This is a genomic window from Burkholderia sp. LFS061 (assembly GCF_047978125.1).
GTDB classification, from domain to species: Bacteria; Pseudomonadota; Gammaproteobacteria; order Burkholderiales; family Burkholderiaceae; genus Burkholderia; species Burkholderia pyrrocinia_C.
On record NZ_JBFPFS010000015.1, the window covers coordinates 122,731 to 139,097 of the forward strand.

At 61.3% G+C, this 16,367-nt stretch carries 21 protein-coding genes and 2 pseudogenes; 10 read left to right on the forward strand and 13 right to left on the reverse strand.

The annotated features are described in order from the left end of the window. Positions 1–313 precede the first annotated feature (313 nt). Positions 314–529 (reverse strand): hypothetical protein, encoded by a 216-nt coding sequence (locus ACNQQL_RS16210; protein ID WP_072438024.1) that lies wholly within the window; start codon positions 527–529, stop codon positions 314–316. Between the two features lie 842 nt (positions 530–1,371). On the opposite strand from ACNQQL_RS16210, the gene ACNQQL_RS16215 reads away from it, so the two are divergent. From ACNQQL_RS16215 to ACNQQL_RS16255, 9 genes and pseudogenes are all read left to right on the forward strand, one after another. Next, on the forward strand, positions 1,372–1,656 hold the full coding sequence (locus tag ACNQQL_RS16215; protein ID WP_072438023.1) for a hypothetical protein: 285 nt from the start codon (positions 1,372–1,374) through the stop codon (positions 1,654–1,656). A gap of 296 nt (positions 1,657–1,952) precedes the next feature. Beyond that, the gene (locus ACNQQL_RS16220) at positions 1,953–2,156 is read left to right on the forward strand and encodes a cold-shock protein (RefSeq protein ID WP_034181431.1); all 204 of its coding nucleotides are present in this window, start codon (positions 1,953–1,955) and stop codon (positions 2,154–2,156) included. Between the two features lie 735 nt (positions 2,157–2,891). Beyond that, positions 2,892–3,166, forward strand: a pseudogene (locus ACNQQL_RS16225) (hypothetical protein). Positions 3,167–3,213: 47 nt separating this feature from the next. Continuing rightward, the gene (locus ACNQQL_RS16230) at positions 3,214–3,423 is read left to right on the forward strand and encodes a hypothetical protein (protein WP_072438495.1); all 210 of its coding nucleotides are present in this window, start codon (positions 3,214–3,216) and stop codon (positions 3,421–3,423) included. Between the two features lie 33 nt (positions 3,424–3,456). Continuing rightward, positions 3,457–3,669 carry a 30S ribosomal protein S21 gene (gene rpsU / locus ACNQQL_RS16235; protein ID WP_034181433.1) on the forward strand — a complete coding sequence of 71 codons (213 nt, stop codon included), beginning with the start codon at positions 3,457–3,459 and terminating at the stop codon, positions 3,667–3,669. 19 nt (positions 3,670–3,688) lie between these two features. Continuing rightward, positions 3,689–3,886 carry a hypothetical protein gene (locus tag ACNQQL_RS16240; protein WP_072438022.1) on the forward strand — a complete coding sequence of 66 codons (198 nt, stop codon included), beginning with the start codon at positions 3,689–3,691 and terminating at the stop codon, positions 3,884–3,886. A 46-nt stretch (positions 3,887–3,932) separates the two neighbouring features. Then, positions 3,933–4,274 (forward strand): hypothetical protein, encoded by a 342-nt coding sequence (locus tag ACNQQL_RS16245; protein WP_072438021.1) that lies wholly within the window; start codon positions 3,933–3,935, stop codon positions 4,272–4,274. A gap of 44 nt (positions 4,275–4,318) precedes the next feature. Continuing rightward, entirely contained in the window at positions 4,319–4,600 is a 282-nt protein-coding gene (locus tag ACNQQL_RS16250) for a hypothetical protein (RefSeq protein ID WP_347064717.1), read from the forward strand. Further along, complete coding sequence (locus tag ACNQQL_RS16255) at positions 4,597–4,776, forward strand: hypothetical protein (RefSeq protein WP_072438019.1); 180 nt, start codon at positions 4,597–4,599, stop codon at positions 4,774–4,776. Before ACNQQL_RS16250 ends, ACNQQL_RS16255 begins: the two co-directional genes overlap by 4 nt. 308 nt (positions 4,777–5,084) lie before the next feature. Here ACNQQL_RS16255 and ACNQQL_RS16260 read toward each other — a convergent pair whose 3' ends face one another. From ACNQQL_RS16260 to ACNQQL_RS16310, 11 genes are all read right to left on the reverse strand, one after another. After that, positions 5,085–5,957, reverse strand: coding sequence for a slipin family protein (locus ACNQQL_RS16260; RefSeq protein ID WP_347064729.1), 873 nt, complete (start codon positions 5,955–5,957; stop codon positions 5,085–5,087). A gap of 495 nt (positions 5,958–6,452) precedes the next feature. Beyond that, positions 6,453–6,656, reverse strand: coding sequence for a hypothetical protein (locus tag ACNQQL_RS16265; RefSeq protein WP_072438017.1), 204 nt, complete (start codon positions 6,654–6,656; stop codon positions 6,453–6,455). 248 nt (positions 6,657–6,904) lie between these two features. Continuing rightward, entirely contained in the window at positions 6,905–7,624 is a 720-nt protein-coding gene (locus ACNQQL_RS16270) for a Crp/Fnr family transcriptional regulator (RefSeq protein WP_347064718.1), read from the reverse strand. A 65-nt stretch (positions 7,625–7,689) separates the two neighbouring features. Then, positions 7,690–7,938: a hypothetical protein gene (locus tag ACNQQL_RS16275; protein ID WP_347064719.1), complete on the reverse strand. Its 249-nt coding sequence runs from the start codon at positions 7,936–7,938 to the stop codon at positions 7,690–7,692. A 67-nt stretch (positions 7,939–8,005) separates the two neighbouring features. Further along, on the reverse strand, positions 8,006–9,682 hold the full coding sequence (locus tag ACNQQL_RS16280; protein ID WP_347064720.1) for a SagB/ThcOx family dehydrogenase: 1,677 nt from the start codon (positions 9,680–9,682) through the stop codon (positions 8,006–8,008). Between the two features lie 249 nt (positions 9,683–9,931). Next, complete coding sequence (locus ACNQQL_RS16285; RefSeq protein ID WP_034181437.1) at positions 9,932–10,198, reverse strand: DUF1488 domain-containing protein; 267 nt, start codon at positions 10,196–10,198, stop codon at positions 9,932–9,934. Continuing rightward, a complete protein-coding gene (locus ACNQQL_RS16290; RefSeq protein WP_204422190.1) occupies positions 10,199–10,384 on the reverse strand; it encodes a hypothetical protein in 186 nt (61 codons plus the stop codon). A gap of 532 nt (positions 10,385–10,916) precedes the next feature. Then, positions 10,917–11,072 (reverse strand): hypothetical protein, encoded by a 156-nt coding sequence (locus ACNQQL_RS16295; protein ID WP_165948038.1) that lies wholly within the window; start codon positions 11,070–11,072, stop codon positions 10,917–10,919. 356 nt (positions 11,073–11,428) lie between these two features. Further along, positions 11,429–12,451 carry a hypothetical protein gene (locus ACNQQL_RS16300; protein WP_347064721.1) on the reverse strand — a complete coding sequence of 341 codons (1,023 nt, stop codon included), beginning with the start codon at positions 12,449–12,451 and terminating at the stop codon, positions 11,429–11,431. Positions 12,452–12,566: 115 nt separating this feature from the next. Beyond that, complete coding sequence (locus ACNQQL_RS16305) at positions 12,567–13,394, reverse strand: hypothetical protein (RefSeq protein WP_072438013.1); 828 nt, start codon at positions 13,392–13,394, stop codon at positions 12,567–12,569. Positions 13,395–13,514: 120 nt separating this feature from the next. Further along, positions 13,515–14,102: a tetratricopeptide repeat protein gene (locus ACNQQL_RS16310; protein WP_072438012.1), complete on the reverse strand. Its 588-nt coding sequence runs from the start codon at positions 14,100–14,102 to the stop codon at positions 13,515–13,517. 479 nt (positions 14,103–14,581) lie between these two features. Here ACNQQL_RS16310 and ACNQQL_RS16315 point away from each other — a divergent pair, with 479 nt between their 5' ends. Continuing rightward, complete coding sequence (locus ACNQQL_RS16315) at positions 14,582–15,193, forward strand: TetR/AcrR family transcriptional regulator (protein ID WP_347064722.1); 612 nt, start codon at positions 14,582–14,584, stop codon at positions 15,191–15,193. 519 nt (positions 15,194–15,712) lie between these two features. Here ACNQQL_RS16315 and ACNQQL_RS16320 read toward each other — a convergent pair. Then, a pseudogene (locus tag ACNQQL_RS16320) lies at positions 15,713–16,258 on the reverse strand (IS630 family transposase); the annotation flags it as partial. Between the last annotated feature and the right edge of the window lie 109 nt (positions 16,259–16,367).

The following is a 16,367-nucleotide window of genomic DNA, read 5'->3' on the forward strand; positions in this document are numbered from 1 at the left end:
TGCACAAGGATTTCGACGTCCTCGGGCGATCGACCATTTCCCGGGCAACGCGGTGATCCAGGCCGAAATCGCTCGGCAGGACTGCAGCGCGTTCGTCGACACCCTGCCGTCGCCGTGCGAGCCACACGCCGCAGATCCGGCGTTGTGTCGGCCGCCTGTGTCCTTGGCCGCTTGCGAAAGTAGAACGAGTGTCTTGTGCACGATCCTGCTGCCGCAAACGGCCTCAACACCGAGCACAAATGCGGGTCATGTCGCTGAAGTTACAGTCGACGCAAACGAGTGCGACGGAGACTTGCTCCAAGCAGCGCTCGCTTCAACCAAATTGGGCGGTCAGCCATCCTTCGGCCCATTTTGTCGCGTATGCAACCGCGTCATCGCGCGCATCGAAACCAGCCAGATCGCCGCTGGCGTGCACTTCCCGCTCGCCTCCATCCAGAAGAACCGTGGTGATCCTCACATGCGCGATGTACTCTCCGTCAGCCCTGCGGGGTGTCGGATCGATTCGGAACCGTGTCGAATTGAAGAGCATGGGCTCCTCCCTGTTGGGTTACCGCGAACCAGGCTGTCGCGGGAGCAGCGCGAGAAAGCGTCGGACTTCAAGAAGTGCCATTGTCCGATCGGCCTCCTGACAGGATTCACGACTCGCCATCTCGCTTTTGCAGTGTGGCGCACGACCCGATACGAACATCAGGAAAGCATCCGCATCGACCTCGCAGCGATGGTCGCGGATAGACCGGCGAATGAAGTGCCGCCCGTAGGCAGAAATGAAAGCCCGTTGCTCCGGAATACCTCCGAAGCCACGCTCAAGCGACGGGACAAGAGGGGAACGTCAGCACTATCAATGGTGCCCGGACGATCGGCCACGGTGAGAGGCCGAATCGCATTCAGAGGGGCACGCTGAGCAAGGCGCTGGGATCGGTCATTGGTCACCCGATAATTCGATGCTACGCCGTTCTATACGTTTGTGTAGCGAAATTTCGATTGAATTCCCGTCGCCGGAGCGTGCCTTCGTACTGTAGCGAGGTGTGAGTCACGACGGCAGCGCGTATAGTTGGGCTAGCTGCACCTCCGGTTCCAGAAAACGGCTCCGGCATTCAGGAGGCAGGTCACGCATGGGAGCCGATGCTCATGGCCGGCATCATGAAGCACCGATGAATTCGAAGCATGCAGTACCTGGTTTGCACGAACCGGGAATATCGATACTGAAGATGCATTCGACGATGTCCAGCGAATCGAGCAGCGTCGACGCACAAGCGACGAGCACGTCACCAACGGTCTCTCGCGTCCACATCGACGCTCTGTTCGAAGGACCGCAATGACACGAGTTGGACCGGCTAACGTAAGCCCTCCCTGGAACAAACAGCGCCACCCATGAAAATCGACCGCAGTTCCATTCCCCACTACCTCGTCCTTCGTGCCGGCTGGCCACCCTATGTGTTGAATGCAGACCGCCTGGTGCTCCGCCGCGAAGCGAGCCCGCTGCTGCGAGCGTTCGCGCGAACGCGCGGAAGGTACGCACATGTCGATGACGTCGCGTGGAACATCTTCTCCGATGCAGAGGGCCTTTCGATGATCGAGCGTCGGGAAACAGGGTTCTTCACGTTGATCACCGGAACCGAGACCGAGCATCAGCTGCATTTGCTGGCAACCCTCTGACGTTGCAGTCGGGACGGCGTACGGCCAGGGCCGACGAAGGGCCGCGCGCAGGGATTTTTCGCGCATTTTTATGGAATGCTGATTTTCCTGGGCAGTCGCTTGTTCTGCCCCTCGGCCGAAAGCGCTTGACACCTTCGTTGCCGAGGCGTACTGTCAGCCGCTGAAGTATTCAAGAAGCGCGATTGCTGCCCATCATTAACCGCGGCCTGCGGTATTCGTTGTCCTCTCCCTCCTTGATTATTTTTTCCCGCGTCCATTCAGGGCGCATACGCTCGTCCATTTTCAGGAGATCTAACATGGATACCGGTACCGTCAAGTGGTTCAACGACAGCAAGGGCTTCGGCTTCATCACGCCCGACGCAGGCGGAGACGATCTGTTCGCGCATTTCTCGGAGATTCGCGGCGACGGCTTCAAAACGCTCGCCGAAGGCCAGAAAGTCAGCTACGAAACCAAGAGCGGCCCCAAAGGCCTGCAGGCGTCGAACATTACCGGCCTGTAAGTCCCCACAAGCCGTCAGTCCCGTTCACGGAGCGGCACGTAACTGCCGCTTCCTGCGCATACGCACCTCCATCGCGGGCGCCACGCGTCCCGATGCAAGCTCGACCGGGTCATCCGTTTCGCATTCGGACGTCGAACATGCGCGTATGCAGATGCCCAGCCCCCGCGCAGCGCGCGTGTCCAGCCGCGCGTGCGTGATCGGACGAGTCCCGCTCGGCGGATCGCTCAAGCCGCGCAGCAGGAGAACCCGCATGACCAGAAGTCAACCTCGCAGTAACAAGGCGCCTCCGCGTGCCAAGCCTGCCATGACCCTGCCCAAGCTCGGCACGGCATTGAACTGGGTGCCGCCCAAGGCTCCCGCTATCGAGAAATCGCGCCCGAAGAAGCGCCCGCCTGCTCCGTAATAGCGGAACGAGCCAACCGCTGCGCGACGAAGAGGCAAAGAGGCGGCCACCGCTGCCGTGCAGCGCGATCTCGGCGTGATGGGCCGAAGCGCGTCGACGCGCACAATCCGGAATAAGTTGAACGCCCAACAAACGATGCGCGTATGATGGCTTTATTCGGGCGATCACTTGCCGTCTGACTGCTCACCCCTCCATCTACCCTCTTGCTGCATCGCCCCTCCCTCGCGCTGCAACGTTGTCCCTTTCACCCCACCGGCACGCCCTGCAACGGCGATACTGGCCGGATGTGTTCGCCCATGCAATTCGTGGTGGCCGAACGCCAGGAGATTGCCATGAGCATGCATGTCTACCGTGGATTCGAGATTTATCCACTGATTTACCCCCACGTACCGGCGCCGGATGGCAGTCCGCATAACTACGATGCCGGTTTCGACGCGGCAGTCAAGATTTGCCTTCGCGGCACCCCCGACACGGTGACGCAGAGCCAGACGTTCAGATTGCGCGACAACTCCCCGTTTGACAGCGCCGGTGACGCACGTCGCGCTACGCCGAGAACATCATCGACGACAATCGCGAGAAACAGGGCTTCTTTTCCAACGGGCTCTGACACGCCGCGGCAACGCAACGCAATCGGTCGGCGATTTGGAGGACAACATGATCATCGACGAACTACTCGGCTTGATCAGACGGCGTGAGGTCACCTGGACCGGCACCGTCCTGCCCGCCGGAATCGCCGACTCGGCACGAAGCCATCAGCAAGAACTGCAAATGTTCGTGGCGGTACGCGCGCTATCGATGGGAGCCGGATATTCGGAATTCGAGTCCGACGAGATAGCGAGCGCCGTCATGACACGACTCGGCTAGTTTTCCGTTCAAACGTTCCCAAACAGGATCCACATGACAACAGTCACACTCAAGGTCAACGAACCGATCGACGTCGCGCTGCGGCGATTCCGACGCACCATCGAGAAAACCGGGCTGATTCGCGAGTTGCGCAGTCGCACCAGCTACGAAAAACCGACGACGGAACGCAAGCGGAAAAAGGCCAGCGCCGTTTCCAGGCAGCGCCTGCGCGCGAAGCGCATGTTGCCGCCCCGCAAAATGTACTAGGGAGCACATCGTGTACAAGATGCCGGACGAAGAGCCGCCGTTTTTCCCGCTGACGAAATGCGAAGTCGATTTCGATCAGCAGAAAGACATGGTGACACTGCTGCCGAGCTTCTATGCGTTCGGATGCGAGTACACCAGCCGCGGTTTTCTGATCGGGCGGGACGATGCGTTCAAACTGATTGCCGCGATCGAGAAGGCGCTCAGCATCCAGGGATGAGCCGACGCCGCCACACTCGCGAGCATCGACAACCAGAAGATGGACTATGCGCGTCCCGACCAAGTACGTTGATTTGCTCTATTTCCTGGTTGTCCTGCAACTCGTCACCCAAAGGCAGTCTCGCGAGTGGCTGTCGCCCTTTCAGCTCGTCGAATCGCTGCAAGGCTGGCTGATCGTCCATCGCGCGAAATGCGAGTGGCGCGATCGTGTCTGGATAGGCCATGCGTCGCTTCAGATAGCGAAGTCGGTCCGCCCGGTCGACAACGCTGCATTTTCGGAGCCGCTCGTTGGTGCGGCGAAAGACCCGGCGCCCCCTCCACGAGACGCTCTCGCGGGTCGGGCGAGTCTACGGATGAAGTGCATCCGCTACCTCAGGGAGCATGTCTGATCGCGGCAGCACTCGCACGAGCGACAATGCGTCCAATCACGCAGATGGCGCAGACCGCCGTCTGCAACCGCATCACTCGATCGATCGGCAACCGTGCCGCTGGCTGCTGCCCGGCCTCGACCGCCTCCGCGGCCGCGCCACGCGACACGGCCGTTTTCCACGAAGGCGCGCCGCAAACGGCGGTGTTCGCCGTCGAACTGGCGATGCAATTCGGCAGGGACATCGTCGATAACGAGATCGCTCCAGCAGAGATCCGACCCACCAACCGCGGCGAATTCGCCGCGACTGGCCGACAACCCGCTCACCTCGCTCCGAGGGAATCATGAAATACCAGGAAAGCACGGCAATCGATCGACGCGATCAGGCAACCCGGCAAAAGCAGCGAGACGACCTCGCCCGGGCCGACATCGAACGGACCGACAAGCGTACGCAAAACGACGCCCGCATCGACTCCAATGCGAGCAAGTGGCGCTACTTCCGTCCCGACCATCAGGTGAAATAAATGACGCGACACTGCTCCCGGCGCAGGCGGCGGTTGACGTTCGCGCCTCGTGTCGTCGTGCGCGCATCGCGCAGGCTGCAACGCAGACGTTGCGGCATCAGACACACTGGCCAAGGCGGGTCGAGCATTCGGCACTGGCCTTGATCCAGCGCTGCTCCGCACAACGACACCGCTCGGGCGACCGGGGCCCGTCGTCCGGCGTGCCCAACCCATATCTGCGTAGCGTTTCCTCGTTCTGCGCTTCGGCCCGGTAACGGCTCCGCGCCACGGAGCAGCGCGGTCGCGAGCGACACGCGCTGTCTGCATGGCTAGGCCGCTGTCTTGAGCGTCGGCGGCGATGTCGACTCCGCCACGTCATGCCCGGCAATTGCCAACGCCAGGACCGGGTTCAAGCTGTCCACCATCGAACTCGGAATCAGGATCGTGGCCCCGCGCTCCTTCGTCGTTTCATAGATGATGTTCATTGCCCGCAACTGAAGTGCGGACGGGTGATTTTCATAGACTTTCGAAGCTTCGACGAATTTCGCCGCCACCTCGGCCTCCGCCGAACCGAGTATCACGCGCGCCTGCTTCTCGCGTTCCGCCTGCGCCTGCCGTGACATCGAATCCTGCAGCGCGACAGGGATCGCCACATCCCGGGTTTCCACGGACCGTACCGTGATACCCCAGTCTGCGGTTTTTCTACCGATCTCGTCTGCCAGGTGTTCATCGGCAGCCTTTCGATCGGAGAGCAGCGTGGCCAGCATCGATGAACCGATCATCTCCCGCAGCGAGGTCTGGGCGACGCGATCGATGGCCTGCCGGTAATCAGTGATGGCGAGTGCCGCCTTCTGAGCGTCGTGTACGTGCCAGAAAATGATGGCGTCGACGTTGACCGGCACAGTATCCCTGGTCAGCGCCTCCTGTGCGTTGAACGCCGTCGTTTGAATACGCTCGTCGATCACTGCGACGACGTTGTCCAGTATCGGGATAATCATGAAAAAACCGGCACCCTTGACGCTCTGCAGTTTCCCGACGCGCAGGATCACGAACTTCTCCCAGACATTTGCCACTTTCACGGAGAGCGCGACAAGGACGGCGACGATGAAGAAGGGTAACGCGAGATACGGATTGACCAAGGCGCCGACGGCTAGCGCGGCAAGCATAAAGGCGGCGGAAAGAAATAGTGTGACGGGATTCATGGCGGCGCTCCATTCGATGATGCCGACTTCCGGCAGCGTCACGAAGCACGACACCCGTTCGCCCGGTTGCCCTCTGGCACCCAGGCATCAGCGGTTTGGGTACCCGTTCAGAACGTGCGCCGGATTGCGCTGCAAATCTGTACGGTGACGTACCCGGACAGGGCCACGGAGCGACCGATCGGGTCGATGCACTGTATGAGCAATGCGCCAAGGAGCTCGTGGACAAAATCGATGCCGTGGCGAAATCGCGCCAGCCATATAAGCCGCGAAGCGTTAGTGGCCGAGTGTACGAACGAAATGGCGTAACCGCATCGCGGTCCTCGTGCCGCGAACTTGTCCTGGCGTAGCTCGCGAACAAGGCTCAGCGGATTCATCTGTTTGTCGTAACGAGCGACGTGCCAAAGTAAAAAGCCGGCGCTTGGCCGGCTTCGATTTCCGCCTTGCTGGGGCGGCCCCTCGTTCTGTTTGAGAGCGAGGAGTTTTGCTACGCCTCGGTTAATGGTTCGACATAAAACCCATGCCCAGACGTTTCCTTGCATCGGAAATGCGTTGCTTGGGTGTGACGGCTTTCCACGAAAAGGTAGGGCGTCTTTGCCAGTCCGGATGAACAACGGGCATGCCGTCGTCGGTCGCGCGTGCGTCCGCCTGTTCCTGTTGCCCGTCCTGCGAATTCTTTTCTCGTTTCGGATGATCGTTCATCGACAAGCTCCCTCAGGAAACCGCGTTTCGTCATGGATTGGCTTGCACCGCCCGAGTCGAGATCAAGCTGCGCAGGCGATACGGATCGCAACGGCCCGCTTCCATCACGGCATACCTCTCTCCATGACGTCCGCGGCCGATCAGCAGTCTGTGCGTCATATAAGACCATGCGCCTGCGGGCGCCGGCAGTCGGTACGCTGCCGTACGGACCCGATGGCACGGACAGGCGCGTGGCCTCGGTGCCGGTTCTAAAGGCGTTTCAAATCGGGAAGCAAGCGGTCGAATTCTCGCCTGACCACGCCGTAGCATTCGCACACACGCTTTTCGAGCCCGGAGCGATCCAATACCTCGACGTGTCCATAGTTGTAGCGGATCAATCCGGCATCCTGAAGTTTCAGCGCAGCTTCCGTCACGCCCGACCGTCGGACACCGAGCATGTTGGCGATCAACTCCTGCGTCATTTTCAGTTCGCTCGATGGCAACCGGTCGAGACTGAGCAGCAGCCAGCGGCACAGCTGCTGATCGATTGAATGGTGTCGATTGCAGACGGCGGTTTGCGCCATCTGGGTAATGAGCGCCTGGGTGTAGCGCAGCAAGAGCCGCTGCATCGACCCGCCTCGACGGAACTCGTCTTTCAGGATGCGTGCATCGAGTCGGTAAGCGTGTCCGGCGCTTTGGACGATCGCGCGGCTCGGGGTCGTTTCGCCCCCCATGAACAGCGCTATGCCGATCAACCCGTCGTTGCCGACGATGGCAATTTCGGCTGACGAGCCGTCCTCCATCACGTACAACAGCGAGACGATGGATGTCGTCGGAAAATAGACATGACTGAGCGCGCCACCCGACTCGTACAGCACCTTTCCCAACGGCATGTCGACCAGCACAAGATGCGGCGAAATATGCGCCAGAGCTTCTGCCGGCAAGGCTGCGAGCAGATGATTGTCAATCGGAGATGGCTGCCCCGACATAGGTCGCTCCCGCAGTGATTGCGGCCTCCACCCGGAGCGGCTCGACGCCACGACGCGTCATCGGCTCAAGACTCGAACTCGCGAAGCAGACGCTGCGCGAGGATCTTGGCATCTTCGAGCGCGAGATCGTACTGCTCCCGATCGAAATCGGTCGGATATGGGGGATCATCGTTCGGCCCCTCGTTGGTGCGGCGCAAATACACATAACCTCGGTACGCACCACGCGCAGATTCCATCACACGAATGCGCGCAAAGTGCGTTTTGGTACTGAATGTGAAATCGTCCATGATGACTTTCTGCACGTGTTCAATCATCCTAGCACTCCGGGTGAAATTGACCGGAGAGGTCGAATCGGGACAGGATCGACGCGTGGACTGTCCGTCAAGGCTGCCTCTCGTACGGCGGAAATTCCGACAGACGTGGATCGTCCATCGCGCCACCGACGGTGAAGTGATACAGGGATTGCCAGGCATGATCCTTCGCGCCGAGCAATGCATGCATTTCATCATCGAAAAAGCAGCCGATCCCCGTCGCGCGCACGCCGGCGGCTTCTGCTTCGAGATAGAGCGCCTGGCCAAGCATCCCGCATTCCCAGAACAGATGGCGATAACGCCATGGCTGCTTCAACGCGATTTCGAATCTCGCGATCATCCCGAGCGCAAAGCAGGAATCGGCGGCGATATCCTGGTGGCAGCAGATCAACCTTGCCACCGCGCGCAAATCGTAAGGCAGTAGAAGATAGAGCGGCAGGTCGTCCGGCCCGGTCTTTTGCCACAGCCATTCCGGACGCAGGGATCGCTTGAGATCCTGCAGTGCGCCAGGGTTTCTTGCGAGCATATAGAGGCCCGGCTCCAGGCCGTCGACGCGATGCACCAACAGCGCCGCCTGCACCGCGGCAGGAGACGTCAGCGCATTCCACGGCGGTGTGCCGGGACGTGCCAGCAGGCAGGTCAGCATGCTGAAGAAGGCCGCGTCGCCGATGCGCGTCGTGCCATCGAAATTCACGGCGCTGCGACGCTGTCTGGCGATTCGGGCGAAGCCGAGATCGAGGGCTGGCGTCGCCGGCGCCGGGCACGGCTCCGGGTTCGGCGACGGTGGTTCGCGAGTACGGGTCTTGTGCGTGGCGCGATGAATCGAATCGATGTCCGGCCAGGCCACATGCCCCGAACTCAGTTGATTCGCGCGCCCGTGCCACCGTGCGCTGCCCAAAGCGATCCGCATGCTGTCGAGATCGGGTCGCATCTCGGGGTTGCCGATCCAGAGCAAAAGATCCGGCGCCTCCGCTTCGGCTTCGCTGAAATCTTCGCGGCGGTCCACGCCAAGCAAATCGGCCACTGCATCATCCGCAGCCGCCTCCATCAATCGCGTCTGCCAGCCGAGCGCAGCTGCTGCATAACTCATCGCAGCGACGACATGGCCGCAATCCTGTTGGCAGTAGCGCCACGCGCGCATGCCATATTTCCACGCTTCGCGCCAATGGATCGAGCTGATGCCGACCAGGACGCCACTTCCCGAAAACGCGTCGGTCCATTGCGGCTCGTCCACCGCGACACGATGTTCGAATGCATGATCCCGGCTCAGGTAATGGTAGACGCCTGCGGACAAGCCGGGCAGGGCCGGACACAGAAGATAGCCCTCGGTTGGATGCAGATTCCCGCTCGAAGGATTGCAGCGCAGTGCCCATCGCTGGGCGCCATAGGATTTCCACCCCGACAAGCCGAGCGAGAGTTCGAACAGGATTGCCAGACTGGACAGATCGAATTCGTGCGCGGGCGGCAGGTTGCCGCAACGCAACGCGTTGTAGCGCGTGGCCAGCGTGTCCGCGGCTAATGGCAGAGCAACGCGCGGTGCGCCGCGAAACACCCGGAACGGGTCCGGCTGGGTTGCCCAGTCGAGCCTCCCGGGGCCGGGAGCGTACAAGTCGAGACGGTGCTTGCTGCGTTCGTGATAATCAAGCAGCGCATGCCTTAACCGATCCATGTCCACCTCAGACCCGGAATACCGCATACGCACTGTACAAAACCGGATGGCTCGACGCTGAAGCGCGGCCGTCATCATGTCGGGGAATCCGGCGCGCGCCTTCCCCTTCCTTCAACGTCGAATTCGCCGAGGTGCGAGTGCTTGTTTTCCCCGAACTCTTCAGTATGCGATCGACAGGAAATGGTCGCGTGCCCGCCGGACCGAGCCGTCCGTGCTCTCCGCCCGAACGATCGGCAGTCCCGACGCCCGCAGACGACTACTCACGGCCAGTGCAGGTCAGAAGGAAGGCACACGTCGGGTCGGGTGCGTGCGCAAACCGGCCCCGTCTCACGAGATCATGTACCTGTTCTGGGGGCCGCCCTTGTAAAGATCTCTGGCGAGCCCCAGGATCCGGTCGCGGTTGCGGTCGAAGGCCGCCAGCAACGCGGGCTCGCTCGAATCCATGTCGGAGTTCAGTTTCGCCAGCATCGCATCGTCGACCAGAAAGGTAATCTCGCGAGCATTGTCGTAGCCCCAGAAGCACACGCAGTGTCTGGACATGTCGTAGGTGCGACTGGGATTAGGGAAGTTGAGTGCCGCGTCGATTTTTCCCATCTAACCCTCCTGGCAGATATAACGCCACTTGCTCGCGTTGACATCGAGGCGGGCATCATTTTCGCGTCGCTTCTCGGCGCGCTCGATGTCCGCGCGCTTCAGTGCCTGGGCGCGGGACTTTTGCGCGTCGACGTAATCGTTTTGCCTGACGGACGTGGCTGACTTTCCTTCGGTTTGCTTGGGCATGCCGGTTCCCGAAAAATGAATTTCAAATGTCAGGACCGTCGCGGCGACCGAATTTCGTCGTCGTCCGGCCCAGGAGGCACGAACGGACTACCCGCGGGCTTGCCGCCGACGGCCTCTGTTGCGCACTGAACTGCCGGATCGAGCCTCGCGGGGAGGCCGGGTTGACGCACGACGTTCGCAGCTTCGACGTTCGCGCGCGGGGTCATCGTGGTGAGCGTTCTGCGGAACCGTGCGGACAGGGGGAAGCGTAAGGAGTCGAAACAAAATCACCGGTCGCACACATCGAACCTCATGAGAATGCGCCCTATATCACGGCCATGCAAGCGCTATCTCGCGTCAAGGGCCATCAACGGCACGATTCCCTCCAGGCCACACTATTGTCATCAACCGGACTGGGCGGCCGCCGGCCAGCATTTTCCCGGCCCCACGACCCAAACGACGCGCAGCGTGCGCGGCGGCTTGTTCAGCGTCGCGCACAACTGTCGTCACTGCTTCGTGGAGCGTGATCGGAACCGCATCATCGACCACGCCGTCAGTGCTTGTGGTGCATCCAGCCCATGTGATGTGCGTCAAGCCACTGAACCATCCCTTCGCCCTTGTGGTCGCGCAGGTAACGCAGCGCCAGCATGACCGCGATGGCGAGTACGACCGCCAGGCCAACTACAAAGCTAATCATTGACTGAGTCATGGCAGCCTCCTTGACAGGTCGCGACCATCTTTACATTGTAGGTGATGCACTCGCGGAAACCAGCGTCCGGCACGGCTTCTGTCCCTCAGGAAAACGAATCAGCGTTTCCCCGGCCCGGCGGTCGATGGAGGCCGGCAGCTTCGCTTCGGTTCCGGCCGATTTTCTGGTCCGCCGGACAAAAAGGGGCCGGCGTTTGGCCGGCTTCTGCCGTACGCGAAAACGAAATACCGCCGGCAAGCCGGCGGCAAAAGATGCGTCCACGGATGACGTGGCGCACCTGAGGCACTCGATCCAGCGGGCGCGGGTCATTCAGCAGCGAATGACCTGCGCAATGCTGCTGCGCCAGAGGCACCCGCTCAGTTCTGCGTGAGCGGATTCAGCGTCGTGCACAGGAAGCCCGTGCAGTTGGCTGGCTTGAAATAGAACGACGCCATCACCGGGGTCGTCGTGCCAAGCGCGAGATCGCCCAGATACGCGGAGCCCTGCGCGCCGAAATCGTTCGACTGCCGGACGAAGCCGGCGCCGGTCGCCTGGATCGCGGCCGACTGGTACGTGAAGGTCGGCGACTGCGTCTGGTCCTTCACGTAGACCCACGAAATCGTGCTGCCGAACAGCATCCCGCCTTTCGCGCGATAACCCTTCGCGCCTTCGCTGTTGGCCTGCGCGATGAAGTCGCCGACGTTCGACGTCGGCACCAGTGCGTTGTACGTATAAGTCGAATTCGACGCGTTGTTCTTCATGTACACGTTCGCCTGCACCGATCCGACCATCATCGGGCCCACGAACCAGTAGCCCGACTGGCCCTGGCCGTTCGCCTGCGCGAGGAACGCGTTCGTGTCGGCCGGCAGGCCCGTTGTCGCATACGTATAGGTGGCCGACGAGCCGCCGTCCTTGCGATAGAGATAGCCGTACGTGAGCGGCCCTTCGAAGCGGTAACCGCTCGCGCCTTGCGCGTTGGCCTGGCTGACGAAGCCCGTCATGTCGGCGGGCGTCGACTGCAGCTGGTACGTGTACGTCTGTGCGGTGCCGTCGCTCACGAAGATCGAGCGCGAACCGCCGTTGGACGCGTTGTAGAAGTAGTCGCCCAGATAACGATAGCCCTTCGCGCCTTCACTGTTGAGCAGCGTCAGGAAGCCGGCCTGATCCGCCGCGGTCGGCTGGGCGTCGTAGCGCAGCGTCAGCATGCTGCCGCCCGAGCCACTCGAACCGCCGCTGCCACCGCTTCCCGTACCGCCGGAACCCGTGCCGCCAGTGCCGCCGCTTCCGCCGTTATTGCTCGTGCCCGATCCGCTGCCGGACGATGCGGACGAGGAATTGTTGTCGCCGCCGCAAGCGGTCAGCGCCAGACAGGTCAATGCGATCAATGCAACGGCTTTCATCGGAGTCACCTCGGAACGAAAAGGACGAACGAAGCCGATACGTGCAGATCACGCCGCACGCACGGACATTCACGTATCGGAAATCGGCCGGCGGCGCGCCGCCGGTCCGTGGACGTCAATTGACCTGAAGCTGGCCGCCGCGGCCGAGGCCGCCCTTGACGTCCTGCGCCTTGTAGCTGCGCAGTGCGACGACCATCTTGTTGTACGCGTCGATGAACGCGACGACCGTCGCCTTGCCCTCCGGCGTCGACGAGAAGCCCGCAAGCGCGCCGCCCACGCCGCCGCCGAAACCGCCCAGCGCCGCGCCGTAGTTGGTCGCCGTCGAGCTGCCTTCCGACGCCGCGATCTGCACGGCCGAGCGCACGTCGAACAGCGTCAGCGTCACGACCGATGCCTTCGCCTGCAGGTGGCCGGCCACCGCCGCCACCGCGCCGTTGCCGATCAGCCCGCCGATCATGCTGCCGATCCCGCCGATCGGTGAATCGTTGATGACGATCTGCGGTTCCATGTAGTAGTCGGCCGCGACGCGCTGGCCCTTCTGCTGCTTCGAGCCCGCGCGGTATTCGCCCGAGCTGCGCTGCAACTGCGTGATGCGCGACAGGCGCGCGTCGCTCTTCTGGTTGCCGATCGACGTGATCACGAAACAGTTCGACTGCTGCACCGCTAGGCGCAGCAGCGGGTCAATCGTCGTCATCTTGGTCGCGCTGCCGAACGGGCCCCACCAGTCGGCGTTGCGGCCGTCGTCGACCGCGATCGTGCCGAGCGGCGACGCGCAGCGCTGCAGCCCCGAATCGGCGCCGGCGCTCGTGCCGCCTGCCGCGGCGCCCGTCACGCCGGCGTTCTGGCCGCCGGGCGTCACCACGCCGCCGCAGCCCGCGACGGACGCGCAAAGCGCTGCAACCAGCGCACCTTGGGTGAGGCGATGGGAAAGGATGGTCTTCATGTCGTTATCGATCGATAGAGTCGTTGTTCGGCTTACGTGTCCGTACGAACGTCGATAAGCCCCCCGGCGTGGCGCGCGATGGTGGTCTCCCCGCTGCCGCCCCCGTTGCTTCCGGCCCGGTCAGTAGTACCAGTACGTCTGATTCCAGACGCCGTAGTACGGATAGCCCGAGTTCCAGTAGCCGTAATAGACGTCACGCCATTGCGTGCGCCATTTCCAGTCTTCTTCGTCTTCCTTCTTCGCCTTGCGCGCGAGCTCGAGCAGCTTCTTCGATTCCTTGTCGCCGCGGCCGGCCGCGATCGACAGCCACTTGTCCGCTTCGCGCGGATCCGAGCCCATTTCCTCGAGGCCGAACAGGTAGAAACTGCCGAGCGCCTTCTGCGCACGCAGGTCGCCGCGCTCGGCGGCGTCGCGCATCCACTTGAGTGCCTGGTAGCTGTCCTGGCGCACGCCGTCGCCGCGGAAATAACGCAGGCCGAGATCGTAGGCAGCCTTCGGCTGGGCCTTCGCGGCCTCCTTCAGCGCGACGATGCGAGGGTCTTCGCGATCTTCCGCATCGTCCTTCTTTTGGTAGGAGACCTGATCTTTAGGTCGATAGGAACAGCCGGTGTCGTCGCAGATCCGCACCGTGTTGCTGGTCACGGACGGATCCTGCGCGCACGCGGCCAGCAGCAACAGCAGCCCCGGTGCGAGTAAACGGCGGTACATTTTTGTGCTTTCCTCGAGTTTTATTCGCGCCGATTGCTTCGCGCGATCCCGCCCCGCGAGCGCGCACCGGTTTGCGCACGGCGCGTGCGAATACATCCGCCAACGCCGACACGCAGCCCAAGGCTCTCTCAGGTTCTCTTGTCGTCTTGTATTACCACTGCATCGTCAGAAGCCGGCAAGCGGCACTGGGTGCCGCCCCCGCATTCTTTCAATTCCGCCACTGCGCCCGCTGCGGCACCGTCGAGCGGTGAACCGATGGCTGACGTTCCTGGTTTTTCAAAGCACGCATCGTCGACCATCATTTTTCGGTTTCAAATGATACATATCGGTCTATATCATAGTCAAGACAACTTGCGAACACGCGTCATGGGCGGGACCGACCAATCCAGGAGGCCAGTGGCCAGACCGGATGTGACCGAGCGGTACAATGCTAGAATGTTGTATCTACGCAGTCGGAAGGATCAAGGAGGGAGCCGTTCGTGCGAGCCAGCAAACGCCAGTTGGTGGTAGATAAAGCTACCGAACTGTTCTCGAAGCACGGTTTTCATCCGGTCGGTGTCGACTGGATCATCGACGATTCTCGCGTCGCCCGAATGACGCTATACCGGCATTTTCCGAGCAAGGACGAACTGATCCGGGAAGTGCTGGTCCAGCGTTACGACCTGATCGTAGGCAGTATCGACGCGCAGCTGCAGCACGTTACCGATCCGATCGAGCGGGTCAAGACGATTTTCGACTGGTACGAAGCGTGGTTCAATACGCCGGCATTCGCCGGTTGCCTGTTCGAGCGCGCGTTGGCCGAATTCGGAACGGCGTATGCCCCCATCTCGGATGTCGCGATCCGCTATCGCCGCAAGATGGTCGAATGGATCGCCGAACTGCTCGCGGCTCTCGTTTCGCCCGAAACGGCACAACGGCTGGCGGCCGTTTATATGATGCTGCTGGACGGTGCGACAGTCGAAGCGAGAGCGTTCAACGATTCGGCGTCCGCAGGGCGAGCGTGGCAAGCCGCGAAAGCGCTTCTGGAACAGGAAATACGTGGCGGCACCGGGCACGCGAAACATGCGGACGCCCATACGCAACGCGCGTGACGGGTTGTCCTGATAGGTAGATAACTTGCTTCGCTATTGTTGTTCGCTCGAAGCAGCGGCGACCGGGTAACGCGGCAAACATGCTTTGCGGGTCTACAAAAAGACCACCTGTGGGCTCTCAGAAAAGGTGTCTTTGGCACCCTATTGAAATCAATAACTCGGACATCTCTTCCGAGATGACTCGATATCGCCCGTCTCAGAAATGACGTCCTTGGGTGCGGGAATTCCCAGAAAAGTTGTCTTTGGAAAAATCTCCCGCATAGTCACGCCGCCTCGCGGCTGATGACTGTCATCGGCCGTCAAAAGACGTCCACACCGTGAGATCTAATAACCGAAGCTCGGCGTAGGTGGTCCTGCAGTCGCGCGCGGTCCTCCCGCCTGATCTGCCACGGCCTCAGAATTCCGCTCACGCCCTTGTCGATCGTTTCCCGGAATCTGACTATCAGTTCTTCACCCGCTAACTGCATGTCCATGGTTTTCCCCCGCCAACGGAAGACGTTCAGGAAATGCGATTGTCGTCTAGTGTCCCGTTCCGCTGATTCGCGAACAAAGTCTATGCAGCTTTTCGAGGATGGAGTCGGCTGAGGCGGTCCAGACGAACGGTTTGCAGTTTTCGTTGTAGTGGGAAGCAAATTGATCGATACGCTTGATCAGTTGTTTGACCGAACTGAACGAGCCTCTGCGGATCGCCTTGTCGGTGATCAACGCAAAGAAGCGTTCGACCTGGTTGAGCCACGAACTGTAGGTGGGAATGAAATGCATGTGCCAGCGGGGGCGTGCCGCGAGCCACGCTTTGACCTTCGGATGCTTGTGACTGCCGTAGTTGTCAACGATGCAGTGCACGTCGAGATCAGCCGGGACGGCCTTGTCGATTTCGCGCAGGAACGACAGGAATTCCTGATGTCGATGGCGTGGTTTGCAGGTGGCGAGTACGGCGCCGTTGAGTACATTCAGGGCGGCAAACAATGTGGTGGTGCCGTGACGAACATAATCGTGCGTGACGCCTTCGACGTAGCCGAAGCCCATCGGCAGCATGGGTTGCGTACGCTCGAGCGCTTGGCACTGTAGTGGTCAACTAATCCCGGACACTGCGTTAAGTTTTTCTTCCGCAACGGCCGGCGCCAGTCCGTCGTTGAACTGATGCGGCCGTATCCAGTTGTACCGGTGCATCAGG